Origin of the sequence: Streptomyces griseorubiginosus, assembly GCF_001514195.1 — a bacterium.
Taxonomy (GTDB): domain Bacteria; phylum Actinomycetota; class Actinomycetes; order Streptomycetales; family Streptomycetaceae; genus Streptomyces; species Streptomyces griseorubiginosus.
Genome location: NZ_KQ948735.1, coordinates 510,553 through 535,738 on the forward strand (window position 1 = coordinate 510,553; position 25,186 = coordinate 535,738).

General features: G+C 73.6%; 19 protein-coding genes. 3 read left to right on the plus strand and 16 right to left on the minus strand.

The window, feature by feature from the left end; genetic code table 11:
• Positions 1–19 precede the first annotated feature (19 nt).
• From AQJ54_RS08785 to AQJ54_RS08800, 4 genes are all read right to left on the minus strand, one after another.
• On the minus strand, positions 20–1,651 hold the full coding sequence (locus AQJ54_RS08785; protein WP_062235702.1) for a S53 family peptidase: 1,632 nt from the start codon (positions 1,649–1,651) through the stop codon (positions 20–22).
• A 103-nt stretch (positions 1,652–1,754) separates the two neighbouring features.
• Positions 1,755–4,664 carry a helix-turn-helix transcriptional regulator gene (locus AQJ54_RS08790; RefSeq protein WP_062235706.1) on the minus strand — a complete coding sequence of 970 codons (2,910 nt, stop codon included), beginning with the start codon at positions 4,662–4,664 and terminating at the stop codon, positions 1,755–1,757.
• Positions 4,665–4,732: 68 nt separating this feature from the next.
• Positions 4,733–6,277 (minus strand): APC family permease, encoded by a 1,545-nt coding sequence (locus AQJ54_RS08795; RefSeq protein ID WP_062027880.1) that lies wholly within the window; start codon positions 6,275–6,277, stop codon positions 4,733–4,735.
• A 549-nt stretch (positions 6,278–6,826) separates the two neighbouring features.
• Positions 6,827–7,498, minus strand: a complete 672-nt coding sequence (locus AQJ54_RS08800) for an ANTAR domain-containing protein (protein ID WP_062235708.1) — start codon at positions 7,496–7,498, stop codon at positions 6,827–6,829.
• Positions 7,499–7,827: 329 nt separating this feature from the next.
• Between AQJ54_RS08800 and AQJ54_RS08805 the strand changes: the two genes are divergently transcribed.
• Entirely contained in the window at positions 7,828–8,766 is a 939-nt protein-coding gene (locus AQJ54_RS08805; protein WP_062027884.1) for an anti-sigma factor RsbA family regulatory protein, read from the plus strand.
• A gap of 167 nt (positions 8,767–8,933) precedes the next feature.
• Here AQJ54_RS08805 and AQJ54_RS08810 read toward each other — a convergent pair whose 3' ends face one another.
• From AQJ54_RS08810 to AQJ54_RS08825, 4 genes are all read right to left on the minus strand, one after another.
• Positions 8,934–9,971 (minus strand): rod shape-determining protein, encoded by a 1,038-nt coding sequence (locus AQJ54_RS08810; RefSeq protein WP_062027886.1) that lies wholly within the window; start codon positions 9,969–9,971, stop codon positions 8,934–8,936.
• Positions 9,972–10,178: 207 nt separating this feature from the next.
• Entirely contained in the window at positions 10,179–11,504 is a 1,326-nt protein-coding gene (locus AQJ54_RS08815) for a carboxyl transferase domain-containing protein (protein ID WP_062235711.1), read from the minus strand.
• Positions 11,497–12,942, minus strand: a complete 1,446-nt coding sequence (locus AQJ54_RS08820) for an acyl-CoA synthetase (RefSeq protein ID WP_062235714.1) — start codon at positions 12,940–12,942, stop codon at positions 11,497–11,499. The genes AQJ54_RS08815 and AQJ54_RS08820 overlap by 8 nt, the downstream gene beginning before the upstream one ends.
• A 58-nt stretch (positions 12,943–13,000) precedes the next feature.
• Positions 13,001–13,870 carry an ATP-grasp domain-containing protein gene (locus AQJ54_RS08825; RefSeq protein WP_062235716.1) on the minus strand — a complete coding sequence of 290 codons (870 nt, stop codon included), beginning with the start codon at positions 13,868–13,870 and terminating at the stop codon, positions 13,001–13,003.
• A gap of 123 nt (positions 13,871–13,993) precedes the next feature.
• Here AQJ54_RS08825 and AQJ54_RS08830 point away from each other — a divergent pair, with 123 nt between their 5' ends.
• A complete protein-coding gene (locus tag AQJ54_RS08830; protein WP_062235719.1) occupies positions 13,994–15,082 on the plus strand; it encodes a MerR family transcriptional regulator in 1,089 nt (362 codons plus the stop codon).
• 20 nt (positions 15,083–15,102) lie between these two features.
• Positions 15,103–15,798 carry an O-methyltransferase gene (locus tag AQJ54_RS08835; protein ID WP_062235722.1) on the plus strand — a complete coding sequence of 232 codons (696 nt, stop codon included), beginning with the start codon at positions 15,103–15,105 and terminating at the stop codon, positions 15,796–15,798.
• On the opposite strand, the gene AQJ54_RS08840 is transcribed toward AQJ54_RS08835, so the two are convergent.
• From AQJ54_RS08840 to AQJ54_RS08875, 8 genes are read right to left on the minus strand one after another with little or no spacing between them, the layout of a single operon-like run.
• Positions 15,709–16,305 carry a hypothetical protein gene (locus AQJ54_RS08840; protein ID WP_062235724.1) on the minus strand — a complete coding sequence of 199 codons (597 nt, stop codon included), beginning with the start codon at positions 16,303–16,305 and terminating at the stop codon, positions 15,709–15,711. The genes AQJ54_RS08835 and AQJ54_RS08840 overlap by 90 nt on opposite strands.
• On the minus strand, positions 16,271–17,104 hold the full coding sequence (locus tag AQJ54_RS08845) for an FkbM family methyltransferase (RefSeq protein WP_062235727.1): 834 nt from the start codon (positions 17,102–17,104) through the stop codon (positions 16,271–16,273). Before AQJ54_RS08845 ends, AQJ54_RS08840 begins: the two co-directional genes overlap by 35 nt.
• Positions 17,101–17,349: a Trm112 family protein gene (locus tag AQJ54_RS08850; RefSeq protein WP_062027898.1), complete on the minus strand. Its 249-nt coding sequence runs from the start codon at positions 17,347–17,349 to the stop codon at positions 17,101–17,103. The genes AQJ54_RS08845 and AQJ54_RS08850 overlap by 4 nt, the downstream gene beginning before the upstream one ends.
• On the minus strand, positions 17,346–18,251 hold the full coding sequence (locus AQJ54_RS08855) for a hypothetical protein (protein ID WP_062027904.1): 906 nt from the start codon (positions 18,249–18,251) through the stop codon (positions 17,346–17,348). The genes AQJ54_RS08850 and AQJ54_RS08855 overlap by 4 nt, the downstream gene beginning before the upstream one ends.
• Positions 18,252–18,271: 20 nt before the next feature.
• On the minus strand, positions 18,272–19,045 hold the full coding sequence (locus tag AQJ54_RS08860) for a class I SAM-dependent methyltransferase (protein WP_062235729.1): 774 nt from the start codon (positions 19,043–19,045) through the stop codon (positions 18,272–18,274).
• Positions 19,042–20,307: a condensation protein gene (locus AQJ54_RS08865; protein ID WP_062235731.1), complete on the minus strand. Its 1,266-nt coding sequence runs from the start codon at positions 20,305–20,307 to the stop codon at positions 19,042–19,044. The genes AQJ54_RS08860 and AQJ54_RS08865 overlap by 4 nt, the downstream gene beginning before the upstream one ends.
• Complete coding sequence (locus tag AQJ54_RS08870; RefSeq protein ID WP_062235734.1) at positions 20,304–24,434, minus strand: alpha-(1->3)-arabinofuranosyltransferase; 4,131 nt, start codon at positions 24,432–24,434, stop codon at positions 20,304–20,306. The genes AQJ54_RS08865 and AQJ54_RS08870 overlap by 4 nt, the downstream gene beginning before the upstream one ends.
• Positions 24,431–25,186 (minus strand): class I SAM-dependent methyltransferase, encoded by a 756-nt coding sequence (locus AQJ54_RS08875; RefSeq protein WP_062027912.1) that lies wholly within the window; start codon positions 25,184–25,186, stop codon positions 24,431–24,433. The genes AQJ54_RS08870 and AQJ54_RS08875 overlap by 4 nt, the downstream gene beginning before the upstream one ends.

A 25,186-nucleotide genomic window follows, 5' to 3' on the forward strand; every position in this document is an offset into this window, starting at 1 on the left:
CCCAGCAGCTTCGCCGGCGTCAGCCCAGGAGCTTCGTCGCCAGGGTCGCCGCGTTGTACGAGCCCCAGCCCGTGGTGAAGTCCCAGCCCGTGGCGGCCGAGTAGGCGCCGTTGCTGCCGCTGGTGATGTCGTGGAAGCCGGTGCCGTTCGCCGCGTAGAGGGCGGGGTTGGCGAAGCCGAGGTTGGCCTTGCCGGCTGCCGCGGCCTGCTGGTTGTAGAGGGCCGCGAAGGCCGCCCACTCCGGGGCCGCCGCGCTGGTGCCGCCCACCGAGGACCAGCTGCCCTGCGAGTAGATCGAGACGCCGGGGCTGGGGTTGGCGTGCGCGGAGACGTCCGGGACCTGGCGGAAGCCGCCGCCCGCGCTCCTCTGCACCGCGGTCTGCCAGCTCGGGATCTTGAAGACGCTGGACTTGCCGCCACCGCCGCCGGACCAGGCCACCTCCTTGCTGAAGGCGTTGGCCGAGGTGACGGTCAGCTTGGTGCCGCCGACGCCCGTGACGTACGGGTCGCTCGCCGGGTAGTCGACGGAGGTGCCGCCGTCGCCCGCGTCGTCGGAGCCGTCGTCGCCGGAGGCCGCGTAGAAGCCGAGGCCCTGGGCGGCGCCCGCCTTGAAGACCGCGTCGACCGCGTTGATGTTGGAGGTGGTGCGGGCGGACTCGGCGGCGCCCCAGCTGATCGAGGTGGTCGGGATGCCGCTGTCGACGATGGCCTGGTAGGTGTCGACCTCACCGGCGTCGGAGTTGGGGCCCTCGAAGACGGTGACGCCGGCCTTGGGGGCGATCGCGTGCAGGACCTCGATGTCCAGCTCGACCTCGACCTGCCCGTCACCCAGCGCGCCGGAACCGCCGTCCACCTTGGACACGGTCGGAGTGGGCGAGCCCAGGCCGTAGTTGGTGTCGTACTTGGTGATGTTGGACTGCTGGAAGCCGTCGAACTCGATCAGCGCGATCTTCTGGCCGCTGCCCGTGTAGGTCCCGGAGACGTTGTAGCCGCCCTTGAGCTGGGCCGGGGTGTAGCCGCCGCCCGGCCCGTTGTGCGGGGAGACCGTGCGGGGAATGGCCTGGTGGTGCAGCTGGGCGTGGTTGTTGAGGCCCGCCACGTCACTGACCAGGGAGGCGAGGGCGGTGGGGAGGGTGGGCGCGCTGTCGTTGGCGTAGAAGGAACGGCCCGACCTGGCGTCCTTGAACGTGGACAGCTTGGTGCCGAAGGCCTTCTCCAGCTGGGCGGCGGTGCCGGTGGCGTCGACCAGCAGGTTGCCCGCGTGGACCTTGCCGACGGTCAGACCCTGCGCGTGCAGGTACCGCGTGAGCTGCTTGACCTCGGCGTCGGTGCGACCGAAGCGGGCCGCGAACTGAGCCTTCGTCAGATAGTGGCCGTAGGACGCCGAGTGCGGGTCGCTGACCTTCGCCACGAAGGTGTCGAGGGCCGAACCGCCTCTGGGGGACAGGCTGATCGCCACGGGTATCCGCTTGCCGGCCGCGACCGAACCGGTGCGCTTCGCCTGCGTGTCGAGGCCCTTGACGACGTCTCCGGCGACGGCCGCGCGGGTGGTGTGCGGCTGCGCCGCGTTCGCCGCGTAGGCGGCGGGGACGGCCGCGGAGAGCAGGGCCGGCACGGCGACCAGACCGACCAGCTTCAGGCGTGACTTCACTGAGTCCTCCGGAGAGTGGGGGTTGCGTCCCTGAGGCGGGAACGGCTTCACCGTAGGAACAGCGGACCCCTGCCCATAAGCGGGGGAACCCTTGCGTCACGTGTTAACGGCGGGTGTCGGAAGTGCGGGAGAACCGGACCCGGCCCTGCTGACTGACCGTCACCGCCTGTACGGGCGGCTGCACTTGGTCGTCGTCGCCCGTGTTCACGGCCGCCCCGGTCGCGAGGACCGTCACGGCCATCGCGTGCGCGAGCGCGGTGCGGGAGCGGACGCCGATCTTGCGGTAGACCCGGGACAGCGCCCCCTCGACCGTCTTGACGCTGATGAACAGCTCCGCGGCGACTTCCCTGTTGGTGGCCCCGCCACCGACCAGCGCGGCGATCCGCGCCTCCGTCGGGGTGAGTTCGGGCCCGCCCGTCTCGCCGGCCCTTTCCCCGGTGTCCACCCTGGCCAGCTCCTCCCGGGCCCGGCAGGCGAGCGGGGCGGCACCGATCCGGGTGGCCGTCTCCAGGGCCTCGCCGAGGACCCCGCGCGCCGAACTCCGGCGCCGCGAGCGGCGTTCGACCGCACCGAGCGCGATCAGGGTGCGCACCAGCTCGACCGGGAGCGGCAGCCGGCGCAGCCGCTCGACCGCGGCCCGCAGCCGCGCCGCGCCCTCCTTGGCCCGGCCTAGCCCCGCCTCCCGCAGCCCTTCCGCCCGCTCCAGCGCGGCCAGCACACTGCCGGGCGTGGCAGCGGACACCCGGGCACGAGCCTCCCGTACCACCGCCCCGGCCTCGTCGGTCTCGCCGAGCACGACCAGCGCCTCGGCCAGGTCGGCGTACCAGTGCAGCAGGGGCGGGTCGGCGGCGGACATCGCCTTGCCCAGCTCCCGCACCCGTTGGAGCGCCTCCACGGCGGCCGCGGCCCCCCGCGGGTCGCCGCCGAGCAGTTCGGCCTGTCCCAGTACGGCCAGCGCGCGCAGCAGGAACAGCCGGTCGCCGTCGGCCTCGGAAGCACGCACCGCCTGTCCGGCGAGCCGCCGGGCCTCCTCCGCGGTGCCGCCCACGGTAGCCGCGAGCGCCGCCGCGTACAGCGCCGGAGCCGCCGGTACGCCCGCCTCCGCGAGCGGCCTCGCACAGCGGTCCGCGGTGAGCAGGGCCTCCCGGCAGTGCCCGGCGCGCACCTGCACCCGGGTCAGCGCCACCAGGGTCGCCAGGACGTCCTCGACTCCGGCCAACTCGCCGACGGCCGCGAGGAGTCGGGTGAGCTGCTCGTGGGCCTCGGTGACCCGGTCGGAGTCCAGGGCGAGGATCGCCCGCATCCGGATCAGCCGCCAGCTCTCCGGACCGCCCCCGGTGCCGCCGCTCAGCGCGAGGGCGGCCTCCAGCGCGGCCTCGGCGGCGAGCGGCGCACCGGCCAGCGAGCGCACCCGGGCGAGCGTGGCCAGTGCCGCGACCCGGGTCTCGGTGTCGCCCACCTCGGCGGCCTGCCGCGCGTGCCGGTCGGCCTCCTCCAGCTCCCCGCACAACAGGCCCCGTACGGCCGCCCAGTGGTGCAGCCGTGCCTCCGACTCCGGGTCGCCCAGGGCGTCCTGGAGGCCCTCCTCGATCAAGTCGCCCGCGCCCTCCAGTGCTTGACCGGCGTTGCGCAGCAGGATGAGGCGGGCCCGCACCCGGCGGTGCGCGGAGTCCGACTCGGTGAGGACGGCACCGGCGGCCTCGCCCGCCTCCTCGATCCGCCCGGCGTCGCAGGCGTACTCGGCCGCGGCCAGCAGCCGGTCGGCGCGGTCCGCGGGACGGTCGCCCGGGGTGCGCCGGACGGCGAGCGCGGCGAGTTCGAAGCCGGTGTCGGGCGCGCCCTCGCGCCGGGCGGTGTCCGCCGCCGACATCAGGGTGCGGGCCGTGCCCTCGTCCTCGTAGGGACGGGCGTGGGCCAGGTGCCGGGCCCGCTCCACCGGCTCGGTCACCGCGTCGGCCAGCAGGGCGTGCGCCCGTCTGCGGTCGCTGCCCGGGGCGTCGGCGTACACGGCGGCCCGGAGCAGCGGGTGCCGGAAGTGTACGGCCCCGTCGGCGTCGACGGCCGCGACGCCGAGCCGTTCGGCCGCCGCGAGGTCGGCGGCCGGATCGGACAGCCCGGCGGCCCGCAGCACCGTGAGACCGGGCCGCGCGGCGGCGCTGGCGAGGAGCAGGGCGAACCGGGCCGGGTCGGGGAGGAGGCGGACCCGGCGCAGGAGGTGGCCGCGGAGTCTGGGGGGCACGTCCGTGCCGTGCGGGCCGGCGGTCGGTGTCGCCGGCAGTCCGGTCCGGCCCGCGAGCGGTGATTGGGGCAGCCCGTGCGTCTTGTGTGCGGCCCGGCCCAACTCCCGCGCGTACCAAGGGTTTCCGGCGGGGAGTTCCTGGACGGCGCGTACCGCCGACGGGGACAGGACGGTGCCGAGGTCGGTGCGGACGAGGTGGGCCACCTCCTCGTCCGTCAGCGGCGGGACGGGGAGTTCGAGGGTGCCCGGAGGGCAGCAGCGCAGGCGCGTCGGCTGCTCGCCCTCGGGCACGCGCTCGGCGGCCAGGACGCGGATGTCGAGGCCGTCCAGGCGGCGAACCGCGAAGGCGAGCAGGTCGGCGGTCGGCTCGTCGAGCCACTGCACGTCGTCGACGACCAGCAGGACGGGGCCGCTCGCGGCCAGCGCGCGCAGGGTGTCGAGCACGGCGACGCGGAGCGCGAGCCGGTCACGGTGGTCCGCCGGTGCCGCGCCCCGCAGCAGGGCCGCCTCAAGTGCCGTGCGGAGCCCGGGCGCCAGGGACTCCAGGCAGTGCTCCGGCACCCGTGCGAACAGGTCCACGAGCCCGGCGCAGGGGAGTGGGGCGTCCTCCTCGGCGGGTGCGCAGCGCAGGACCGCGCCGGGGGCGTCGGCCGTCAGTGCGGTCAGGAGGGTGGACCTGCCGATCCCCTCGGGGCCGTGGAGGAGCACTCCCTGCGCGGTGCGGGCGAGGTCGAGGAGCTCTCGGCGCCCGGTCAGCGGGGGTGGTGAACCCATGGGACACCGGCAGGTCGGACCATGTGCTCATGACAACCCTGGTGGATCACGGTTGTCAATGACGTCCGTCACCCGGCCGGTGTCTCCCGCAACGCCGCCTCCGCCCGCCGCGTCGGCCTGCCCAGCGCCCAGAACAGCACGCCGAGGAGCATGAACCCGACGAGCGGGACGAGCTCGGTGAGCAGGTACTTCCCGCGCTCGGCGTGGCTCCAGCCGGACGGGGCGTAGGCGGATCCGAACCAGTGGTCACCGGCGCCCGGGGCGACCAACTGCACGGTGGCGAACACGACGAGCACGGTGAGCACGATGCTGATCAGCAGCGGCGCCGGGGCCCGGTAGGGACGCGGGACACCGGGGGCCCTGCGGCGCAGCACCGCGAGCGCCGGGAAGATGCCCAGGTAGCTGACCAGCGTCGTGGAGACGGCCAGGCCAAGGACCGCGCCGAAGAGCTTCGCCGCGCTGCCGTTCGTCAGTTCGTGGGCCAGCACCAGGACGGCGGTGGAGACCAGGCCGCTGAGGACGTTGACCCGGACCGGGGTGCCGAAGCGGCTGGAGATGACGCCGAGGAAGCGCGGGGCCGCGCCGTCGTACCCGGAGACGGCGAGCGCGCGGTCGGAGCCCATCACCCAGGTCACGCCCGAGGACAGCACCGTGAGGATGAACAGGACCGCGGCGAGGTCCCCGAGCACGCTGCCCGCCCCGCTCAGGGACGCGGTGCCGTCGCCGGCGACATGGCCGCCGTAGACCGTGAAGACCTGCCGGATCGCGTCGATGAAGCCGCCGAGGCCGGAGATGGCCTTGACGGGCAGGACCAGCAGGATGCCGAGGATCGGCAGGGCGTAGAGGAGCACGGAGAGGGCGGCGCTGCGGAAGACGGCGTACGGCACGTCCTTCTGCGCGTCGGTCATCTCGTCGCCCGCGGTGCTGGGCAGTTCGAAGCCGACGAAGTTGAACATCAGGACCGGCACCAGACCGACGAAGCCCGCGTACGTGGGGGAGAAGTCGCCGAGCCCGAATCCGTGCAGGCCGTGCTGGACGCCGTAGACCACGACGGTGACGGTGAACAGGCCGAGCAGGAGGAAGCGGCTCCAGGCGCCGACGGTGGGGATCCACTTGCCGACGTCGAAGGAGAGGATCGCGGCGAGCACGCCCACCCACACGAACACCAGGGTGAAGACGTAGAAGGCGGGGGTGCTCAGGTCCTTGCCGTCGTTGAAGAAGGTCGTGTACGCGGTGACGGCCGAGACGGAGAGGGTGCCGCCCAGCCACACCGGATTGGTGATCCAGTACAGGAAATTGTTGACCGCGCCGGCCAGGCGGCCGAAGGCGCGGCTGGTCCATATGTAGGGGCCGCCCTCGTCGGGGAAGGCGGCGCCGAGTTCGGCGGTGAGCAGCGCCGAGGGGACGAAGAACACGAGGGCCAGCACGATGAGCCAGGTGAACGCCTCCGCGCCCTTGGAGGCCACCGTGCCGATGGTGTCGACGCCGACGATCGTGCACAGCAGGAAGAACAGGATGTCGAACCGGCCGAAGTGCTTGCGCAGCTTCTGCCGCTCCGACTGGGCTGCCGCCGGCGGGCCGGCCGGCTCTTTGGTCAGGGGGCCAGCGGTCACCAGGGGCTCCTGCGGAATGAGCGGGACAGGCGGGATTCGGCCAATGATCGGGGCCGTCGCACAAGCTCACAAGCGTTCATTGGGAAGTCTTGACCGGATATTGCCGAAAATGGACTGGGATAAGGCTCCGGCGTGCGCCCCCCTGCGCGGGGCCGTGTCTCCACGTGTCCCCGCCGCGCGGACCGGACCAGGCTTGATCGGGGTCTCCCGGGGGTAGTTGAACTCCCCCGGGAGTAGCGAGAGGGCGGGCGGTCGTCCCGGGGCGGCAGTGCAGGTGCCTCCGTGGGCACGATGTGCGGGCGGGTCTCGAGGGCGAGGCCGGTCCGTGTCGGGGAACAGCAACGCAGCCCGAGGAGGGCGCCATGAACCGCCAGATCCGTGTTCGCGTCACCCGTCGGCCCTCGTCCACCCGTGACACCCGGCAGCCCGAGATCGACCGCCGGACCCCGTCGGGGCGGCTCCTGCCGTACTGACGGCCCCTGGCAGTCCCTGACGGCCTCTTCGGCCGACGATGAAGTCGGTTCAGGCGGAGGCCGGTTCAGGCGGACGTCAGTTCAGGTACCTGTCGATCGCCGTCCGCAGCGCCCGCCGTACCGCGGGCGACGCGTCCGGCTCCTCGCCCACGGCCCCGGCCGTGACCACCGCGGCGACCTTGCGCAGCTTGGTGTTGGAGAGCTGCGAGGCCTCCCGCAGGATGTCCCACGCCTGGTCGGACGAGCAGGCGTGGGTGGCCATCAGGACCCCGCGCGCCTGGTCGATGAGCGGGCGGGTCACGATCGCCCGGCGCAGCTGCTCCACCTCCGTGCGCAGCAGATCCAGTTGCTGTGTGCGCTCCAGGACCACCACCGAGGGCACCGGCTCGCGGCGCGTCCCGGGGCCGTTCAGCGGGTCCTCGGGGTCCAGGCCCGCCATCTTCAGGACGCGCTGCGGCTGCTCGTTCCAGCCCGTCGCCGACACCGGCACGCCGCGACGGCGGCCGTAGGTGTCGAGCACTTCCAGCAGCTGGAGTCCCGCCGTGTCCATGAAGGTGACGCCCCGCAGGTCCAGCTCGACCCGGTCGATGCCCTCCGGCAGCCGGGCGAGGGCCCTGGACAGGGTGTCCGCGCAGCCGTGGACCAGATTGCCGCGCGGGGTGAGCACGGCCGTGGTCCCGTCCACGCGGCCCTCGACGGTCAGGGCGTTCAGCTGCCCCGCGAGCGTGGTGTGTGTCGCTGAGCTCATGTCCGCCTCGCTGCTCCCCACAGTCGTCACGACGTTGAGTCACCGATCACCGCCGGCCCGCCCCGGCCCTGGGTGTGGCCGTGCTGGATCGGCGTTACTGGAGTGCGCCTGCCCTGAGGGCGGTGGCCTACACCCCCGGCTCGCCGGGGAATGAGCGGCGTCCGCCGGGGGTAAACGCGGACTCGTCCAGGTATTGCTGAGAGAATTCCCGGGAGGGGAGACGTATCGGAGGAGAGAGCGTCCGGACGGCAGTGGGGAGTGGGTGTGTACATCGGATACGAAGCGTCACGGCGCCGCCTTCGGGTGCACGGGAACACGGTGAGGCCGCGATGACCGCCGTGACCGAGCCCGCGGGCCCCTTCGTGCATCCCGCGCTCTTCTACCGTGACCAGCAGGAGTACCTGGCCGGCGTGGTGCCGTTCGTGCGGAAGGGCCTCGCCGCCGGGGAGCCGGTGGCCGTCGCCGTGCCGACCGAGAACCTGCGGCTGCTGAAGCGGGAGATCGGCACCGGTGAGGGGGTGCGGTTCCTCGACATGCGGGAGGTCGGGCGCAACCCCGGCCGGATCATCCCCGGGGTGCTGAGCGCCTTCGCCGACGCCCAGTCGCCCGGCACCCGGGTGCGGATCGTCGGCGAGCCGATCTGGGCGGGCCGCAGCGCCACCGAGTACCCCGCCTGTGTGCAGCACGAGGCGCTGATCAACGCCGCGTTCCAGGGGCGGACCGTCACCATCCTGTGCCCGTACGACATCCAGCGCCTCGATCCGCAGGTCGTCGCCGACGCCTACGGCACCCACCCCGTGATCGTCGACGCGGGCTCCGGCCGGGAGCGGGAGAGCCCGCCGTACGACTACGAGGCGGTCCACGCCCGCTACAACGAACCCCTGCCCCCTGCGCCCGAGGTCCCCGCGCACACCTTCGTCTCCGACGTGCTCGGCGAGGTGCGGCACCTCGCCACCGACGCGGCCGCGCGGTTCGGTCTCGTGTCGCCCCGGCTCGACGACCTGGCCCTGGCCGTCGCCGAGCTGACCACCAACAGCGTGGTGCACGGCGGCGGTTCGGGCCGGCTGCGGGTGTGGGCAGAGGACGGGTACGTGGTGTGCGAGGTCCACGACCAGGGGCGCCTCTCGGACCTGCTGGCGGGCCGCCGCCCGGCCTCCCGGGACCAGCGGGGCGGCCGCGGCCTGCTCATCGTCAACCTCGTCGCCGACCTCGTCCGCGTCCACACGAACCCGGCCGGCACCACGGTCCGCTGCTGGTTCGCCCTCTGACCCGGGCACCCGAAGCCACCTGATGGATCTGGCCCCGACGCCGACTGACGGATCCGGCCCCGACGCCGGGGGGGGGGGTGGCCCGGACGCCGACTGGCCGATCCTGACCGACGCCGGCTGACGGATCCGGCCGCTGAGCCCGGCCCGCACGGCGTCCCCGCCGACTCTCAGCCCGCCAACGGGTCCAGCGACAGTGGCTCGATACGGCCCTCCAGCATGTACCCCAGGCCCTGTACGGCACAGACGTCGGGACGCTCGGCGATGTGCACCGGCATCCCCGTGGCGTGCCGCAGCATCTGGTCGAGGCCGGGGAGCAGCGCGGAGCCGCCGACCATCATGATCCCGCGGTCGGCGAGGTCGGCCACCAGGTCCGGCGGGCAGTTGCGCAGCACCCGGCCGATGCCGTCCAGGACGGCGGTCAGCGGGGTCTCGATGGCGTCCCGGACGGCGGCGGTGTCGACCTGCACGGAACGGGCGAGGCCGGTGGCCACGTCCCGCCCGTGGATCTCGGTGGACGCGGGACCCTGCGGGGTGAGGCCGTTGCCGGACAGGGCCAGCTGGAGCGGCCGTACGGACTGGCTGGGCAGCATCAGTTCGTGCTCGTGGCGCAGGTGCTGGACGATCGCGTGGTCCACGGCCTCGCCGCCGACCGGAATGCGCTCGGCGGTCACGATCGACCCGAGGGAGAGCACGGCGACCTGGGTGGCGGCGGCCCCGCACACCATGATCATGGTGGCCTCGGGCCGCTCGACGGGCAGTCCGCAGCCGACGGCGGCGGCGATCAGGGTGTCGACGAGCTCGACGCGGCGCGCGCCGAGTCCGACCAGGGTCTCGATGGCGGCGCGCTGGGCCAGCGGGTCGGCGTCGTGCGGGGTGCAGGCGGCGGCCCGCAGGATGGGCTTGCGGCGCAGCGCCCGGCGGATCTTGTCGCCGAGCAGATGGCGCAGCATCCGCTGGGCCATCTCGATGTCGACGACGGTGCCCCCGGAGACGGGCCGGACGACCCGGATGTAGTCGGGGGTGCGGCCGGTCATCTTCTCGGCGAACTCCCCGACCGCGATCAGCGCGCCGGTCTTGGTGTTCACGGCGGCGGCCGACGGCTGATCGACGACGAGCCCGGCCCCCTTCACGTACACCCGGGTCCTCGCCGCGCCCAGGTCGACGGCGAAGTGGCAGCGGCGCAGCTGCTCCAGACTGGCGGTCATGGCAGGTCCTCCCGAGAGCACAGACCGTGGGCCGCGCCGGGTGGCGGGCCTAGTGGCATCGTGCGGGGGCGGGGGAGCGGGCGCCTTTCCTGGGGGGCCGGGTGGGGTGCCGCTGAATGGGGGGTTTTGTCTGTTATGCCCGATATAAGCGTTCGGTAAATGTTCTGACGCAGGGTCATCGGGAGAGCAGGCTTCCGTGAGGGTCCGTCATGTACCGGGCTCCCGGACCACCCCCAGTTCCACCAGGTCCTGCGGACGGATGCGGAGCTGGTCCGCCGTCGCCTCGGCCTCCTGCGGCGGGCGCTTGAGGATCGCCGCCGCCGACTCCGGGGCGATGACCGAGAAGTAGCTGTCCGGGGTGGCGTACGTGTTCCCGGGTGCCGCGAGGGCAAGCGCCCCGCCGGAGCCGCCCTCGCCGATCAGGAGGGTGGTGACCGGGGTCCGGACGGCGGCCACCGTGACGAACAGGTCGGCGATCGCCGCGCCCGCGCCCTGACGCTCGGCCTCGGCGTCGTTGGCCGCGCCCGGGGTGTCCACCAGCGTGAGCACCGGAATGCCGAGCCGGTCCGCGAGGCGGATCAGCCGGGAGGCGGTGCGGTAGCCGGCCGGGCGGGTGGCCGTGCCAATCTGCGCCGCGTACGCGACCGTACGGCCGCCCCGCTCCCCGAAGCCGCAGAGCATCCCGGGGTCGGTGCCGCCGCACCGGTCGCCGGAGACGGCCACCCGGTCGGTGAAGTAGGCGTCCAGATAGGCCCGCGCGCGAGGCCGCTCGGGCGAGCGGGCGCGCCGCACCGCGTCCCAGCCGGTGCCGGGCAGCTCGGTGGCGCCGAGCGGGGCGGGCACCGGGGCGGGTTCGCTCGACGTGGACGTCAGCAGCCGCAGCCACCGGCCCAGCGTGTCCCGCAGCTCCTCCTCCGCCACCACCGCGTCCGCCGCGCCCGCCGCCACCTGGGCCTCCGCCGTGTACGCCGCGGGGTCCGCGTCCGGCGGCCGGACCCGGGAGCCCGCGAAGCCGACCTGGGCGCCGGGGAGGGCGAGCACCACGTCCGCGCCCGCGCCGAGGGTGGCCCAGCCGCCGCCCGTGGTGGGGTCGCGCAGCACCGCGATCTGGGGGAGCCCGGCCTCCCTGGTGAGCGCCGACTGCCGTGCCACCCGCTGGAGTTGGGTCAGCGCGAGCATGCCCTCCTGCATCCGGCTGCCGCCGGTGGCCACCAACGGGACGACGGGCAGGCGGTGTTCCCTGGCGTACGTGTACGCCGCCTCCAGCCGGTCGCCGGTGCGCTCGCCCAGGGAACCGCCGAGGAACCCGAACTCGAAGGCGATCAGCACGGCCCGGACGCCCTCGACGTGCGCGGTGCCGCAGACGACCGACTCCGCCTCGCCGGTGCGCTCGGCGGCACGGGCGAGCGAGGCGTCGTAACCCTGCCAGGCGAGCGGGCCGTCGGGCCCGGACCGCCGTGCGGGGGAGGGGATTTCGGCGAAGTCGTCGGCGACGAGGGCGATGACCTCGCGGGCGGACCGGCGCTCAGGCACGCAGGGCCCGCTTCATGATCTTCCCCATGTCGTTGCGGGGGAGCGCGGCGAGGCGGTGCAGGACCCGGGGCCGCTTGTGCGGGGCGAGACGCCGGGCCACGTGATCGGCCAACTCCTCGAGTTCCGGGGGCGATTCCGGGTCCGCCGGGACGATCCACGCCACGATCCGCTCGCCCAGATCGGGGTCCGGCTCCCCGGTCACGGCCGCCTCGCGCACTCCCGGGTGTTCGAGGAGCGCGTTCTCGATCTCACCCGCCCCGATCTTGTACCCGCCGCTCTTGATCAGGTCGGTGGCCTTCCGGCCGACGATCCGGACGTACCCGTCCGCGTCCCGCACGGCCATGTCCCCCGTCCGGAACCAGCCGTCCGCCGTGAACGCGGCCGCCGTCGCGTCCGGCCGGTTGAGGTACTCGGTGAACAGGTTCGGGCCGCGCACCTGGATCTCGCCGACCGTCTCACCGTCGTACGACGGGATCGCGGACCCGTCCTCCTCCACCAGCCGCAGCTCGACACCCGGCAGCGGGGGGCCCACGGTCCCGGGGCGCGGGTCGCCGTCCGCGCGCACACCGGTGTTCATGAGGGTCTCGGTCATGCCGTAGCGCTCGACGACCCGGCGGCCGGTGGCGGCCGCGATGCGTTCGTGGTCGTGCACCGGGAGCGCCGCCGAACCGGACACCAGCAGCCGGGCACCGGCGAGTGCCTTCACCAACTCCGGGTCCCGCTCCAGGGTTTCGGCGATGCGGTGGTACATCGTCGGGACGCCGAAGAGCATGGTCGCGCCGGCGTTCAGCTCGCGGGCCACCCCGTCGGTGCCGAAGCGGCCGAGGTGGCGGACCGAGCCGCCGCGGCGCAGCGGCCCGAGGATGCCGATGACCAGGCCGTGGACGTGGAAGAGCGGCAGGGCGTGCACGAGGACGTCGTCCCCGGTCCACTGCCAGGCGTCGGCGAGGGCGTCCAGGGTGGCGGCGACGGCCCGGCGGGGGATCACGGCACCCTTCGGCGGGCCCGTGGTGCCGGAGGTGTAGACGACCAGGGCGGGGTCGCCGTCCAGGGCGCGGCTCTCCGGTGCCGCGCCGCCGGTGCCGTGCACCTCGACCTCGATGTGCTCCAAGTGCCGCACGGCGGCGGGGAGTTCCGCGCCCGGCGCGGCGAGCAGCACGCCCGGCGCGCTGTCGCCGAGGATGTGCCCGAGCTCCTTCTCCCCGGACTTCGGGTTGAGCGGCACCGCGGCGACACCGGCCTCCAGCACCGCCACCACGGCCACCGCGGTCTCCAGTTCCGGGGTCGCCCAGACGGCCACCCGGTCGTAGCCCGCGATGCGGCCGGCCAGCGTGTCCGCCGCGGCGGCGAGTTCGGCGTACGTCAGGGCGCGGTCACCGAACCGCAGCGCGGGACGGTCCGCCGTGGCATCCCTGAGGGCCGGGAAGAGAGAGGTCACGCTTCACCACTCCTAAGCTGTCGTCGCCTGTGGGTCCTACCCGATCACGGACCCGGCCTCACCGTCGCGCGGCCGCCAGCACCGCCTCCACCACCCGCGGCAGCGAACCCGGATGCAGGAACAGGAAGAGGTTCGGCTCGACCAGCTCCAGTTCCATGACCCGCGGCTGTCCGTCCTCCCCGTCGACGAGGTCCACGCGCGCGTACAGCAGTTCCGGCGCCTCCGGTACGGCGGCCAGGGCCCGCTCGGCGACGGCGACCTCGGCCGGGGTCGGGATCCAGGGCTCCAGTCCCGGGTGGGCCACCTTGTCCGCGTCGAAGGCGATGCCGGAGCTGAGGACAGCCCGTTTGCGGCTGGCGTGCAGGAGCCGGCCCCCGAAGAACTGGAGCGCCCGCTCACCGCCCGCGTCGATGCCCCGCATGTACGGCTGGACCATCGCCGTGAGCCCCTCGGCGTGCATGCGCTCCAGTTGCCGTACGGCATCCTCCTGCCGCTCGGGCGTGTAGCGGGCGGCGTACCGCGCACCCGCCCCGGACGTGGGCTTGACGACGTACTCGTGGTCGGTCGGCAGGGAGAGCGGGTCGCCGGGCGCGATGTATCCGGTCGGCACCACCGGCACGCCCGCCCGGTCCAGTTCCCCGAGGTAGCGCTTGTCGGTGTTCCAGCGCACGACCTGCGCCGGGTTGGCGAGCCGGGTCGCCTTGCCGCACCGCTCCGCCCACGCCGTGAACTCGGCCGCCCGCCAGCTGTAGTCCCAGGTGGAGCGGATCACGGCCAGGTCGTAGCCGGACCAGTCGACGTCGGCGTCCCAGAACACGGCCTCCGCCTCGGCCCCGGCCGCGCGCAGCGCCTCCACCAGCACGGGCAGGTCGGTGTCCTTGCTGGGCTCCGGCCGGGGGTCGTAGGTGACGAGGGCGACTCGGGGCACGGGGGTTCCTTTCCTCGGGGGCACGTCCGGCAGGCTAACCGGGGCGGGGGAAACCCCGGCAACCCCTTTACCCTCCCCCTCGGTGAACCCCCACCATCGGGACCGAGGAACGGAGGAGACCGTATGGAGTGGCTGACGATCGGCGCCTTCGCGCGGGCGTGCCGCCTGTCGCCGAAGGCACTGCGGCTCTACGACGAGCTGGAGCTGCTGCGTCCGGCCCGCGTCGACCCTCACACCGGCTACCGCTACTACGCCCCGGCCCAGCTGGAGCAGGCCCGCCTGGTGGCGTGGCTGCGCCGCCTCGGCATGCCGCTGGCCCGGATCCGCACGGTGTGCGCCCTGCCGCCCGCCGCGGCCGCCGGGGAGATCCGGGCGTACTGGGCCGAGGTGGAGGCGCAGACGGCCGTGCGGCGGGATCTCGCCGCGTTCCTCGTCGACGAGCTGACCGCTCCCCCGAGGAAGGACACCACCATGCTCGAACTGCGCTACTGCGCCCACTCGGACCGCGGCCGGGTCCGCGCCGCCAACCAGGACACGGCCTACGCGGGCGCCCGCCTCCTCGCGGTCGCCGACGGCTACGGCCCGGCCGGCGCGTCCGCCGGCAGCGCGGCCGTGGCGGCCCTGCGGTTCCTGGACAGTGCCGAGCTTCCGGCCGGTGACGTCCTCAACGTCCTGGAGGACGCCGTGCACGGGGCGACCGAGGCGGCACGCGACGCCGGCGACGGCACCGACGGGACCGGCACCACCCTGACCGCCCTGCTGTGGACGGGCTCCCGTCTCGCCCTGGTGCACATCGGCGACTCCCGCGCCTACCTCCTGCGCGGCGGCGCCCTCTTCCGCATCACCCACGACCACACGGTCGTCCAGTCGCTGGTCGACGAGGGCCGGCTGACCGCCGAGGAGGCCGTCACCCACCCCCAGCGCGCCCTGCTCCTCAAGGCCCTCACCACCGCGGCGCCCGACCTCGGGCTGCGGGACGCGGAACCCGGCGACCGCTACCTCCTGTGCTCCGACGGGCTCTCCGCGGTCGTCCCCGACGCCACCGTCCGTGAGCTGCTCACCTCCGCCGCCGACCCCGAGGCGGCCGTGCACGCCCTGGTCGACGCGGCGAACGCGGCGGGCGGCCCGGACAACGTCAGCTGTGTGGTCGCGGACCTCGTGGCGGATCCGGAGTCTGATCGGGTGGCCGATCCGGTGGCGACGGCGGTCTGACGGCTGGCAGCATCACGGCCATGTCGCTCTCCGGAACGGACGCGTACGACCGGGAGACCGGGCTCCCGCCGCTCGTCGAGCGGGCCCTCGCCGCGGCCCGCGCGCACGGCTTCCCGTACTCCTGCCGCCCCGAACAGGGCCGTCTGCTGCACGCCCTGGCGGGCGGGGCGCGCGAGGCGATCGGGGAGACGGGCACCGGCTGCGGGGTCGGGCTCGCGTGGCTGGCCTCGGGGGCGCGGGACGGCGTACGGCTGGTCAGCGTCGAGCGTGACCCGGAGTGGGCTCAGGTCGCCTCCGAGGTCTTCGCCGACCGCCCCGACGTGCGGGTCCTGTGCGGCGACTGGACCCGCGTCGAGGCCGACGGCCCCTACGACCTGCTGGTCCTGGACGGCGGGGGCACCGGCAAGACGCCCGCCGACGCGCCCGCGGACCCGGCCCGCCTCCTGGTCCCCGGCGGCCGGATCGTCGTCGACGACTTCACCCCGGCGACGGACTGGCCGCCCCGGCACGGGGAGTCGGTGGACCGGCCCCGGCTGCACTGGCTGGAGCACCCGGCCCTGGACACGATCGAGATACCCCTGGCGGCGGACCTGGCCACGCTGGTGGGGATGCGGCGGCGGAGCGCGTCAGCGCGGCTGCCATCTCTGGAGCAGGCCCCAGGTGAACTCGGCGACCACCTCCCGCCGGACCCCCTCCTCGTCCGGGGCGGTGAATGACAGCCCCCAGCGGGTCGGTGCCGTGCCCTCCAGCGGACGCGCCGGGGCGAAGGCGCGGGCCGCCTCGTCGACCGTGCAGGACCAGGGGGTGAGGTCGGCGAGGGTGCGCAGGGCGGGGCCGGTCGCGCCGGGCGCCCGGATCAGCCACTCGTTCCACACCGCGCCGGTCGGCGCGAGCAGGACCTCGAAGCGCAGGTCGGGCCAGAGCGGCACGGGCCACAGCCACGCCTCGCACTCCAGGTCACCCACCTTGCGCGTGAGGACGGTCTCCGGGGTGCCGAGGACCGAGCGGTACCGGGAGGCGGCGGCGCGGGCGCGCGGGGAGCGGACCATCGCCTGCCAGCGCCGGTTGGCCTCCCGCATCTCCGCGATCGAGACACCGAGGGCACGCCGGGCGTCCTCCACCGGGCCGGGATTGTGGTCGGCCATGCGGCGCAGCAGGACCAGCTGGAAGTCGTCGACGGTGAACGGGCTAGCCGGGGGCTTTCCGGAGGGCATGGTCCCCATCGTCCCCGACGGCACTGACACCGGGCCTGCGCCCGTCCGGCAGGAACAGCACCGAGTTGACGTACCGCGGACGGTGCACGAAGGGCAGCACCCGGCGCAGCAGGCCCTGCGAGACGACGTACGAGGCCCGCGCCTGGTGCGCCTCCAGGGGGAAGCCGGAGAGCGGGACCCACGTGGTGCGGGGCAGCACCCAGCCGTCGTAGCCGAGCAGCGAGAGGTACGTCACCACCGGGGCGATCGGCTGGATCCGGGACTCCAGCTCCACGAAGAGCGCGGGCCGGTCGCGCGCGAGGATGCCGGTCGCCCCGCGCAGCACCGCCAGCTCGCTGCCGTCCACGTCGATCTTGATGAACCCGACGTCCGTCAGGGCGAGTTCGTCCAGCGTGACGCAGGGCACGTCCAGCGCCCGGCCGTGGATGTCCCGCCGGACCAGGGAGGACACCCCGCGGTCGCCCTCGTCGCCGGGCGGCAGCCACAGCCGGGCTATCCCCGGCCTGTCGGAAGCGGCGGCCTGCACGACCCGGACGTTCGCGGGGGCCGCCGAGGTCAGCAGACGGGCCAGGTGCGGCACCGGCTCGACGGTCACCACCCGCCGCGCCCGCCCGGCCAGCCGCCGCGTCCACGGCCCGTACCAGCCGCCCACGTCCACGGCCGTCCCGCAGCCCGCCGGGCACAACTCGGCCAGCCGGGCGAGCTCCGGCTCGAAGCGCGGGTACACGGCCCGGGCGACCGCCGCGACGAGCGGGGTCGGCAGCAGCGGGGCCACTCTCGCCGCCCAGGTGCGCGCGGGCCCGGTCACGAGGCCGTCCCCGGGGTCCCGGGAGCCTCGGCGGAGCCGTCGGCGCAGCGCTTCAGCAGGTCCTCGTGCTCCTCGTCCGACACCTGCTCACCGGAGGCCGGCAGCAGCTGGGGGATGCCGTCGACGATCGGGTAGCGGCGCCGCAGCCGCGGGTTGTAGAGGGCCTCGTCCGGCGGCACGAGATGCAGGGGGCCCTTGTCGAGCGGACAGGCCAGGATCTGGAGCAGCGGGTCGTCGGGGTTCATGGGGGAGTCAACTCCTTGGCGCCGATAGGGGGTTGAGGAGCCGGATCGTGCTTGGGCATCGCCAGCAGCACGGCGACGGCGAGCACCGTGCCCGCGAGACGCAGCGCGAGCCGCAGCGGGTCGTGGGGCAGGGACTCGCCGAACGAGAGCGTGCCGAGCACCGCCGTGTACAGGCAGGTCACCGTCGTGCACACCGGCACGATCAGCGAGGCCCGGCAGCGTTGCAGCGCCGCCTGCGACATCACCAGGCCGAACGCCCCGGTGAACAACAGGAGATACGGATACGGGGAGCGCAGTACCTCAACCACCGCACTGCCCAGGCCGCTTGAGGTCAGACAGCTCGACACGCCCTTGATCGCCAGCGAACTGACCCCGTACAGCAGGCCCACCGCCACGCCGTACTCCACACCGGTCGTCGGCATGCGGTGCCGGTGCCGGGTGCGCCGCTCGGCGGAGCCGTACAGCCACACCCCCGCCGCAAGCGACGGCACGCACACCAGCAGGATCAGCTGGTAGGGGGCGTCCCGGCTGACCCGGTCCGAGCCCTCCTTCAGGGACAGCACGACCATCAGCAGCGCGAGCAGGATGGCACCCAGCGCGTACCGTTCCCGGCCGGTCGTCTCCTCGCCCAGCAGCCGCGCGGACAGCAGCACCAGCAGCACCAGGCCGGAGACGAAGATGCCCTGCGCGGCCGCGATCGGCAACGTCCGGTACACCGCGAGCTGCGCCCCGAACCCGGCCGCCAGCGCCAGCGACCCGCCGATCCACAGCGGGCTGCGCAGCACCAGCCCGAGCAGCTTGGCGGGTTGACGGATCGACACCTCCGGCAGAGAGGTCAACGCCCGCTTCTCCAGCACGAATCCGACGCTGTACAGGGTGTTCGCCAACAGGGCCGCCGCCACTCCCCACCACATGATCCCCCCTAGGTCTTGCGCGCGTGCAGCAGCAGGATCGACGCGAGCGAGGGTCTGGCACACGCCAGCCGGTCCAGTGCCCGCAGCGGACGCGGCACGCCGTGGAAGGGGGCCCCTTCCAGCCGTACGACCTCGAAGCCGGCCGCCGCGACGAACTCCCGGAGCGCACGGGCCGTGTACAGCCGCAGATGCCCCACGACCTCTCGGCCCGGCCGCCCGTGGATCGCGCGCAGGCTCACCTCCGAGAACACCGGCTGGACCCCGGCGAGGAGCAGCCCGCGGTTGTACCAGGCGGCCAGGTTCGGTGTGGACAACATGAGATGACCTCCGGGGCGCAGGACGCGGCGGATCTCGTCCAGGGCCGAGTCCGGGTCGACGAGATGCTCGACGACCTCGCTGAACAGCACGGCGTCCACCGAGGCGTCCCTGAACGGCAGCCCGGTGCCGGTCAGTTCACCGCGGATCGCGTACGGCAGCCGGGTGCGGGCCCGCCGGAGGGCGTCCTGGGACCAGTCGACACCGATGATCCGGTGACCGGGCAGCAGCGGGGCGGCGGTGGCGGCCGCGGTGCCGTCGCCGCAGCCGATGTCCAGGACGGTGGCCGTGGTGGCTCCGGGTGCCGCGGAGGTGCCGGGTGTTGCGAGGGCTCTGGCCAGCATGCGGGCCTGGCGCAGGGAGCGGGGGGTGCCGGAGGCGACCGGGACGGCGGGGTTCTCGTAGAAGTCCCTCAGGCCGGGGTGGCGTGGCGGTGCGGGGGCGCTCGGGGGCGCGGGGGTGTTCACGGGGCTGCCTCCGTGGTGTGCAGGTAGTGCTCGAACAGGTCCCGCAGGTGGTGGCCGTCGCCGTGGCCGAGCAGGGTCCGCGACCAGCGCAGGGCGAGATGCAGCCGGCCCGCGGTGGAGGCGGTCGTGACGGTGAGGCCGCGGGGCATCCTGGCGGGCGCCGAGAACCACACGGCGTGCGCGCGACCGGCCTCCTCGCCGAAGTCCAGGGGGTACGGGATGCGGCCGATGTTGCTGAGCAGGGTGGTGGAGGTCCAGGGCGCGGCTGCCCTGCGGAGACCTCTGGTGAGTGCCGCGCGCCAGGTCACCGGGGTGACCGGAGCGGTGAGCAGGCCTGCGCCGTGGCCGAGTTGGGGGCGGGTGAGGGACTTGAGGGCGCGGGTCCGCTGGGCGGTGCGGCGCAGGAGGTCGGGCATGTCCTCGGGCTTGCTGGTCAACTCCGTGGGTGAGAAGGGGACTTCGACCAGGCGGGTGCCGTTTCCGATCGGCATCGTCATGTCCCTGGGGCGGTCGTCCACGGGCATGGTGATGCGGAGGGGGCGGGGGGACTGTCCGTGCTCCCTGTTCCAGTGGGCGATCGTCAGGGCGGTGGTGACCATGAGCTGGTCGTTGACCGTGTAGGGGGAGCCCTTGGGGCGGTGGGGGAGGGGGAGTTCGGTGACGAGGAGGCCGTTGCCGGGGGACTTCTCCGGGGTGCCCGGTGCTACGCGGGCGGGGCGGGTCCAGTTGGAGGGGGTGTCCGTGGACTGTGGGGGGTCTGGGGGGCGGATGGGCGCGGGCGTCGGCGAGTTGTCCTTGCCGCCGTAGATCTCCGCGGCTGTGGCGAGGATGCGGAGGCAGGCCGGGCCGTCCAGGGCTGTGTGGTTGATGGTGAGGAAGAGGACGGTTGAGTGGTGCGCTTCCTCGACCACCTCCAGCCGGATCGGTGGGGACAGCGAAAGCGGCGGGGCTTGGCTCAGTGCCCTTGTCCTCGCGTCCCGCAATGCGTTCCGTCCCGGAGCCGGAAAGGACACCACCTCCACGTCCGGGTTCTCGGTCAGTTCCCACTCGTAGCGGCGCCGGTACCAACCCCCCGCCGCCTCCCGCATCAGGATCCGGGGATGGCGGTGCAGTGCCTCCGTGAACGCCTTTCTCATGCGGGCCGGGTCCAGTGGGCCGGGCAGGTGCACCTCGATGTGGACCGTCTCCGGTTCCTCCTCCTGGAGGCAGTGGCGGGAGACCTCGTCCACCACCGGGAACGGGATCCGTGCGGGGGTCGTCATGCCGGGTCGTCCCCTTCCTCTCGCACACTCACGAGAGCCGCGAACAGGCCGATCAAAGCGAGCAGTTGGGCCACATGCCCGAAGGCCCCGTGCGACGCCCCCACCGGCTCACCGGCTCCGACCGCCGCGGCGATCCCCGCCCCCGCCAGGGCCACGAAGGCGATCGGCACCAGCAGGCCGTGCCGCCTCGACGCGAGCAGCGCCAGTGCCGGGACCAGCAGGGCGAACCAGCCGGCGATCACCACACCCACCAGGGTGAGCGCGACCAGCCCGAGCCACACGCCCGGCGCCGCAGGCACCCGCTGCGGTTCGTCGGGGTTCGGGGAGCGCCTGCGCCACAGGACCAGGCCCACCAGGACCGCCAGGGCGATCCCGCTGCCGATCAGCGCGCCGTCGTACGTCGTCGCGGGCTCGTACGACAGCTTCACCGTGCCGCCCGCGCCCGCGGGGATCCGCCAGCCCTGCTGCCAGCCGTCCAGGCGTACCGACGACAGGCTCTTGCCGTTCAGGGTGGCCTTCCAGCCGTCGTTGTAGTTCTCGTACGTCGTCAGATAGGAGGACGCTCCCGAGCCGACGGTGGCCTCCCGTTTGTCGCCGAGCCAGTCCTGGATGCGCAACTCGCGGGTGAGAGCGGTGGGTTCGGCGACCGTGCCGCGGGTCAGGGTGAGGTCGGTGAGGGTGAGGGGTCCGGCGTCGCCCGCCTCGACTACGTGTTCACCGGAGGCGAGGGACAACTCGGGTGCCGAGCGGCCGCTCTGGCACAGCGTCACCGTGAGCAGGCGTCGGTCGGTCAGGTCGCGGATCCGGCCCGACACGCCCGTCTGGTACAGCTTGCCGTCGACCGCCACCACCGGGCCCTTCCCGCACGGCAGCGAGAACGTCCGGGAGGCCTTGGGCTGCGGGGTGCGGTACTGGTCGAGGGCCGGGAGGTACGCCTCCGTGAGGCCCACCGGGAGTTGGAGGTCCTCGTCGGCGACCGGGTTGTGCAGGGTCAGCGGGGCCGTTTTGGTGATCGTGATGTCGAGGCGGTCGGTGGTGATCGCCGGGAAGCGCACCGCGCCGTTCTCGTCGACCCCGGCGACCGTCGCGCCGTCGGGTGAGCTGATGTCGACCTCGGTGGGCCGGGTGGAGAGGCCGCCCGCGGGTGCCAGCACGATCTCGGAGACGGGCTGTCTGCCGTTCCAGCTGAGGTGGATGGTGGGGCGGTCGCCCGCGATCCAGGCCGTCGTGAGGTCGCCGTCGGTGAGGTTGCGGGCGGACAGCCCGGTGCCGAGCGTGGCCGTGGAGTCGGCGGTCGCCGTGATGCGGTCGCGCTGGTCCGGGGCGACCTCGTACAGCAGCTTGTCGAGGGCCTCCCCGCTCACCGGCACCGCGCTGGCCTTCACCGTGTACGTCCCCTGGGCCTCGGTGGTGAAGCGGCGATGCAGTCCCGCCTCGGTGCCGGTCGGGGAGATCCCCGCCGGGTCGGGCACCCGGTGCAGGGAGACGGTCTCGGCGGACGCGTCGGAGGAGCCGGCGTCGGTCGGCAGCCGCAGCAGCCGGGTCACCTGCACGTGCGGCAGGTCGATCTCCGAGAACCCGGCCCCGGCGAGCCCGGTGCGCCGCGCCACCGAGTCGGTGATCGTCAGCTTCATCCACCCCGTGGTCCCGGGCGGCGCCTCGATGCTCTGCGTGGAGCCGTCGGCGCGCAGGAAGCTGGTCTGTGACCCGTTCTCCGTCTGCACCCGCACCTCGGTCGCCGCCGACCGCACACTCTCCTGCGGCAACGGCGTGACCTTGAAGGACGAGGGCATGTCGTACGCCGGGTAGGAGAAGTCGATGCGCAGCCACTGCCCGTCCGGCGAGCCCGCCACGCCCTCCGCCCACGCGGTGTCGGGGTTGCCGTCGAAGGCGTTGACCGGGTCGAACTGCGGCAGGTGGAAGAGCCAGTTGCCGTACGAGGACGCCGTCACCGCACGGGCGCCGCGCAGTTCGGCGACCGTCTGGTGGTCGAGGCCCTTCGTCGGCAGGATCTGGTGCGGTTTCTCCCCGGCGTCCTGCGCGGCCCCGGAGGCGTTCCGCTCGTCGCCGGTGTACGTGTACGACGTGTTCGCGTTGACGAGCCCGAACCGGGTGTCGGCCCGCCGCAGCCCGTCACCGACGATCTGGAGCGCCGGGGTGCCGAGCCCGGGGTGGTTGTCGCCGGTCAACACCGTGGCCCGGCCGCGCAGTTCGGTCGCCAGGGGCAGCAGCGACTCGGGGCCGCCGGACACCTGGGCGGTGTCGGCGACCGGCAGCAGACGGGCCTGTCCGGGCCGGGGCACGCTCTCGCTCGCCGGCCGGTAGATCTCCACGGCCCGCTGCCTCGGGTAGAGCCCCTCGATCTGGAGCGGGGTGTCGTGCGCGATCCGGCCGCCCGTCATGAGCGGCCCGATGCCGGTCACCCGCTCGTAGCCGGACTGTTCGAGGGCCCGCTTGACCACCGAGGACGACACGGTGCCGATCTGGTCCGGGTCGAGATCGTTGCGGACGACGACGTAGTAGACCCCGGCCCGGCTCAAGTAGTCGGCGAGGCCCGGTATGTCGCCGCCGGTCATCAGTGCCTGCTCGACCGCGTCCATGGCCCGCCGGTTGCCGGGGGTGCCGAAGGGGACGTAGTCCCGTTGCGCCCAGCGGGACTCGGCGAGGACGTCGAGCGGCTGGTCGATGGGAGAGCCCCAGGTGTAGATGCCGTGCGCGGTCGCCGGGACGACGAGGGCGCGCGAGTCGGGGGAGTACTTCTCCAGCCAGTCGGCCGTGGCGTGCCAGTACTTCGGCAGCTCCTGGAAGGAACCCGGGTTGAGGATCGAGCCGTTGAGATACGGCCACATCAGCCCGGGCAGCACCAGGACGGCCGCCACGAGCGGGGCGTACCGGCGCCCCCTGACCTCTCTCGCCCCGCGGGGCTCGGTGGCCACCCCCACCAGATGGGCCAGGCCCAGCACCAGCGCGAGGGCGAGGCCCGGCTGGAACTTGTAGATGTTGCGGAAGGGGGCGAGCCAGCCGTTCAGCCAGTCCTGCACCAGCCCGTGGAAGGGTGCGCCGAACGCGCCGCCGTACCCCGCGAGCAGCACCAGGACCGCCGTCAGCGCGGTCAGCACCAGCCAGCGTCGCTCCGGCATGTCCCGCCTGGCCAGGCCCGCGAGGCCGAGCCCGGCCGCGAACGCCGAGCAGAGGATCACGATCACCGAGGAGGCCACGGTCCAGCCGGCCGGCAGCCACGCCTCCGTCAGATGCAGATAGGCGACCCAGTTCCCGGCGCCGCGCAGGGCCTCCGTCGCCGACATCGTCTCGGTGGTGGTCCGCGCGTTCTCGACGTACGGCAGGAAGTTCTCGCCGTAGAAGCCGAGCAGCAGCAGCGGGATCACCCACCAGGCGGTCGCCAGGACCACGCCCGGCACCCACCAGGAGATCAGCTTGCGCTGCCGGGGGCCGGGCGGCCGGGACAGCAGGTACAGCCCGACGGGCAGCAGACCGGCGAGGGTCGAGGCCGCGTTCACCCCGCCCATGAACGGGACGACCAGCGCCGAGCGCAGGGCGGCGATGCGGGCGCTGTACCGCTCGTTCGTCAGCGGCAGCAGTACCCAGGGCAGGAAGGCGCCGGGCAGCGCGGCGGCGGAGGTGGAGCCCACGACGATGGTGAACGTCGGCCACAGTGCGTAGGCGACCGCGGCGAGCAGCCTGCCGGCCCCGTTGCCGACGCGCAGCCGCTCGGCCAGCCGGAGCGCGCCCCAGAACGCGACCGACACCACCAGCGACAGCCACAGCCGCTCCACCAGCCACACCGGCAACTGGAGGGCGTGGCCCAGCCAGTAGAACGGCAGCATCGGCCACAGATAGCCGACGTACTGGTCCTGGATCCCGCCGAAGGACCCCTGGTCGTGCCACAACTGCCCGAGACCGGCGAGGAACCGTCCGGGGTCCGTGGTGACGCCGAGCTTGGTGTCGAAGGTCTGCCGTCCCGGGTGCACCGCCAGGAACAGCACGAGGACCACGGCCCAGAACCCGAGCAGCCAGCGCCGCGACCGGGGGCCCTCCGGCGGCCCCGACATGATCGCGGTGCTGGAGGCGGCTGCCGGAGGAGGGGCCTGGACCGTGGACGTCGTCATGGTGGACACCGCCGGAGGATGAGGAGGAGGTTCCAGGTGGCGACCTCGCGGATGCCGGGAGCCCGGACGACGGTCTCCGCGAGGAAGGGCCAGTAGCGGGAGCGCGCCGAGACGACCGTGACGTCGTCCCGCGCACGCACCTGCCGCAGGGTCGGGCCGATGTGCACGGCGAACAGGTTCTCGCCGAGGGTGTGCTTGGCGGCCTTCCCGGTACGGCGCCGATAGCGGGCCCGGGCCCGTTCGGCACCCAGGTAGTGCCAGGGCGCCCACTCGTGACCGCCCCACGGGGACAGCCAGTTGGTGAACGACACGTAGATCAGGCCGCCGGGCCGGGTGACCCGGACGAGCTCACTGAGAAAGGTCTGCGGATCGGCCACGTGCTCCAGCACGTTGGAGGAGAAGGTGACGTCGGCGGAGGCGTCCTGGAGGGGGAGCAGATAGCCGTCGGCGATCACGGTGGAGTCGGGCGGCTTCTCGCCGAGTTCGCCGGGATCGGGCTCGAAGAGAAACGCCCGGGCCCCCCGCCTGCGGAACTCCTCGGTGAAGTACCCGCTCCCCCCACCGACGTCGACGACGGTACGCCCGGCGACGGGACCGTCGTAGGCCTCGACCTGGTCGACGGCGTCACGGGCGAGGAGTGAATAGCAGGCTTCGGGATCATCCTGCTCGTGCCGAAATGCCTGGAGGAGACTGAGGGATCGTCGAAAAGAGGGGTCCTTGAACTCGTAGGGGCGCGGGGAACTGCGCGACAA

What these genes read in the sequence shown, in the direction of transcription:
- AQJ54_RS08790 (WP_062235706.1), bottom strand. Translation starts at nt 4,664, where the DNA reads ATGGGTTCACCACCCCCGCTGACCGGGCGCCGAGAGCTCCTCGACCTC.
- AQJ54_RS08800 (WP_062235708.1), bottom strand. Translation starts at nt 7,498, where the DNA reads ATGAGCTCAGCGACACACACCACGCTCGCGGGGCAGCTGAACGCCCTG.
- AQJ54_RS08805 (WP_062027884.1), top strand. Translation starts at nt 7,828, where the DNA reads ATGACCGCCGTGACCGAGCCCGCGGGCCCCTTCGTGCATCCCGCGCTC.
- AQJ54_RS08810 (WP_062027886.1), bottom strand. Translation starts at nt 9,971, where the DNA reads ATGACCGCCAGTCTGGAGCAGCTGCGCCGCTGCCACTTCGCCGTCGAC.
- AQJ54_RS08830 (WP_062235719.1), top strand. Translation starts at nt 13,994, where the DNA reads ATGGAGTGGCTGACGATCGGCGCCTTCGCGCGGGCGTGCCGCCTGTCG.
- AQJ54_RS08835 (WP_062235722.1), top strand. Translation starts at nt 15,103, where the DNA reads ATGTCGCTCTCCGGAACGGACGCGTACGACCGGGAGACCGGGCTCCCG.
- AQJ54_RS08840 (WP_062235724.1), bottom strand. Translation starts at nt 16,305, where the DNA reads ATGGGGACCATGCCCTCCGGAAAGCCCCCGGCTAGCCCGTTCACCGTC.
- AQJ54_RS08850 (WP_062027898.1), bottom strand. Translation starts at nt 17,349, where the DNA reads ATGAACCCCGACGACCCGCTGCTCCAGATCCTGGCCTGTCCGCTCGAC.
- AQJ54_RS08865 (WP_062235731.1), bottom strand. Translation starts at nt 20,307, where the DNA reads ATGACGACCCCCGCACGGATCCCGTTCCCGGTGGTGGACGAGGTCTCC.
- AQJ54_RS08870 (WP_062235734.1), bottom strand. Translation starts at nt 24,434, where the DNA reads ATGACGACGTCCACGGTCCAGGCCCCTCCTCCGGCAGCCGCCTCCAGC.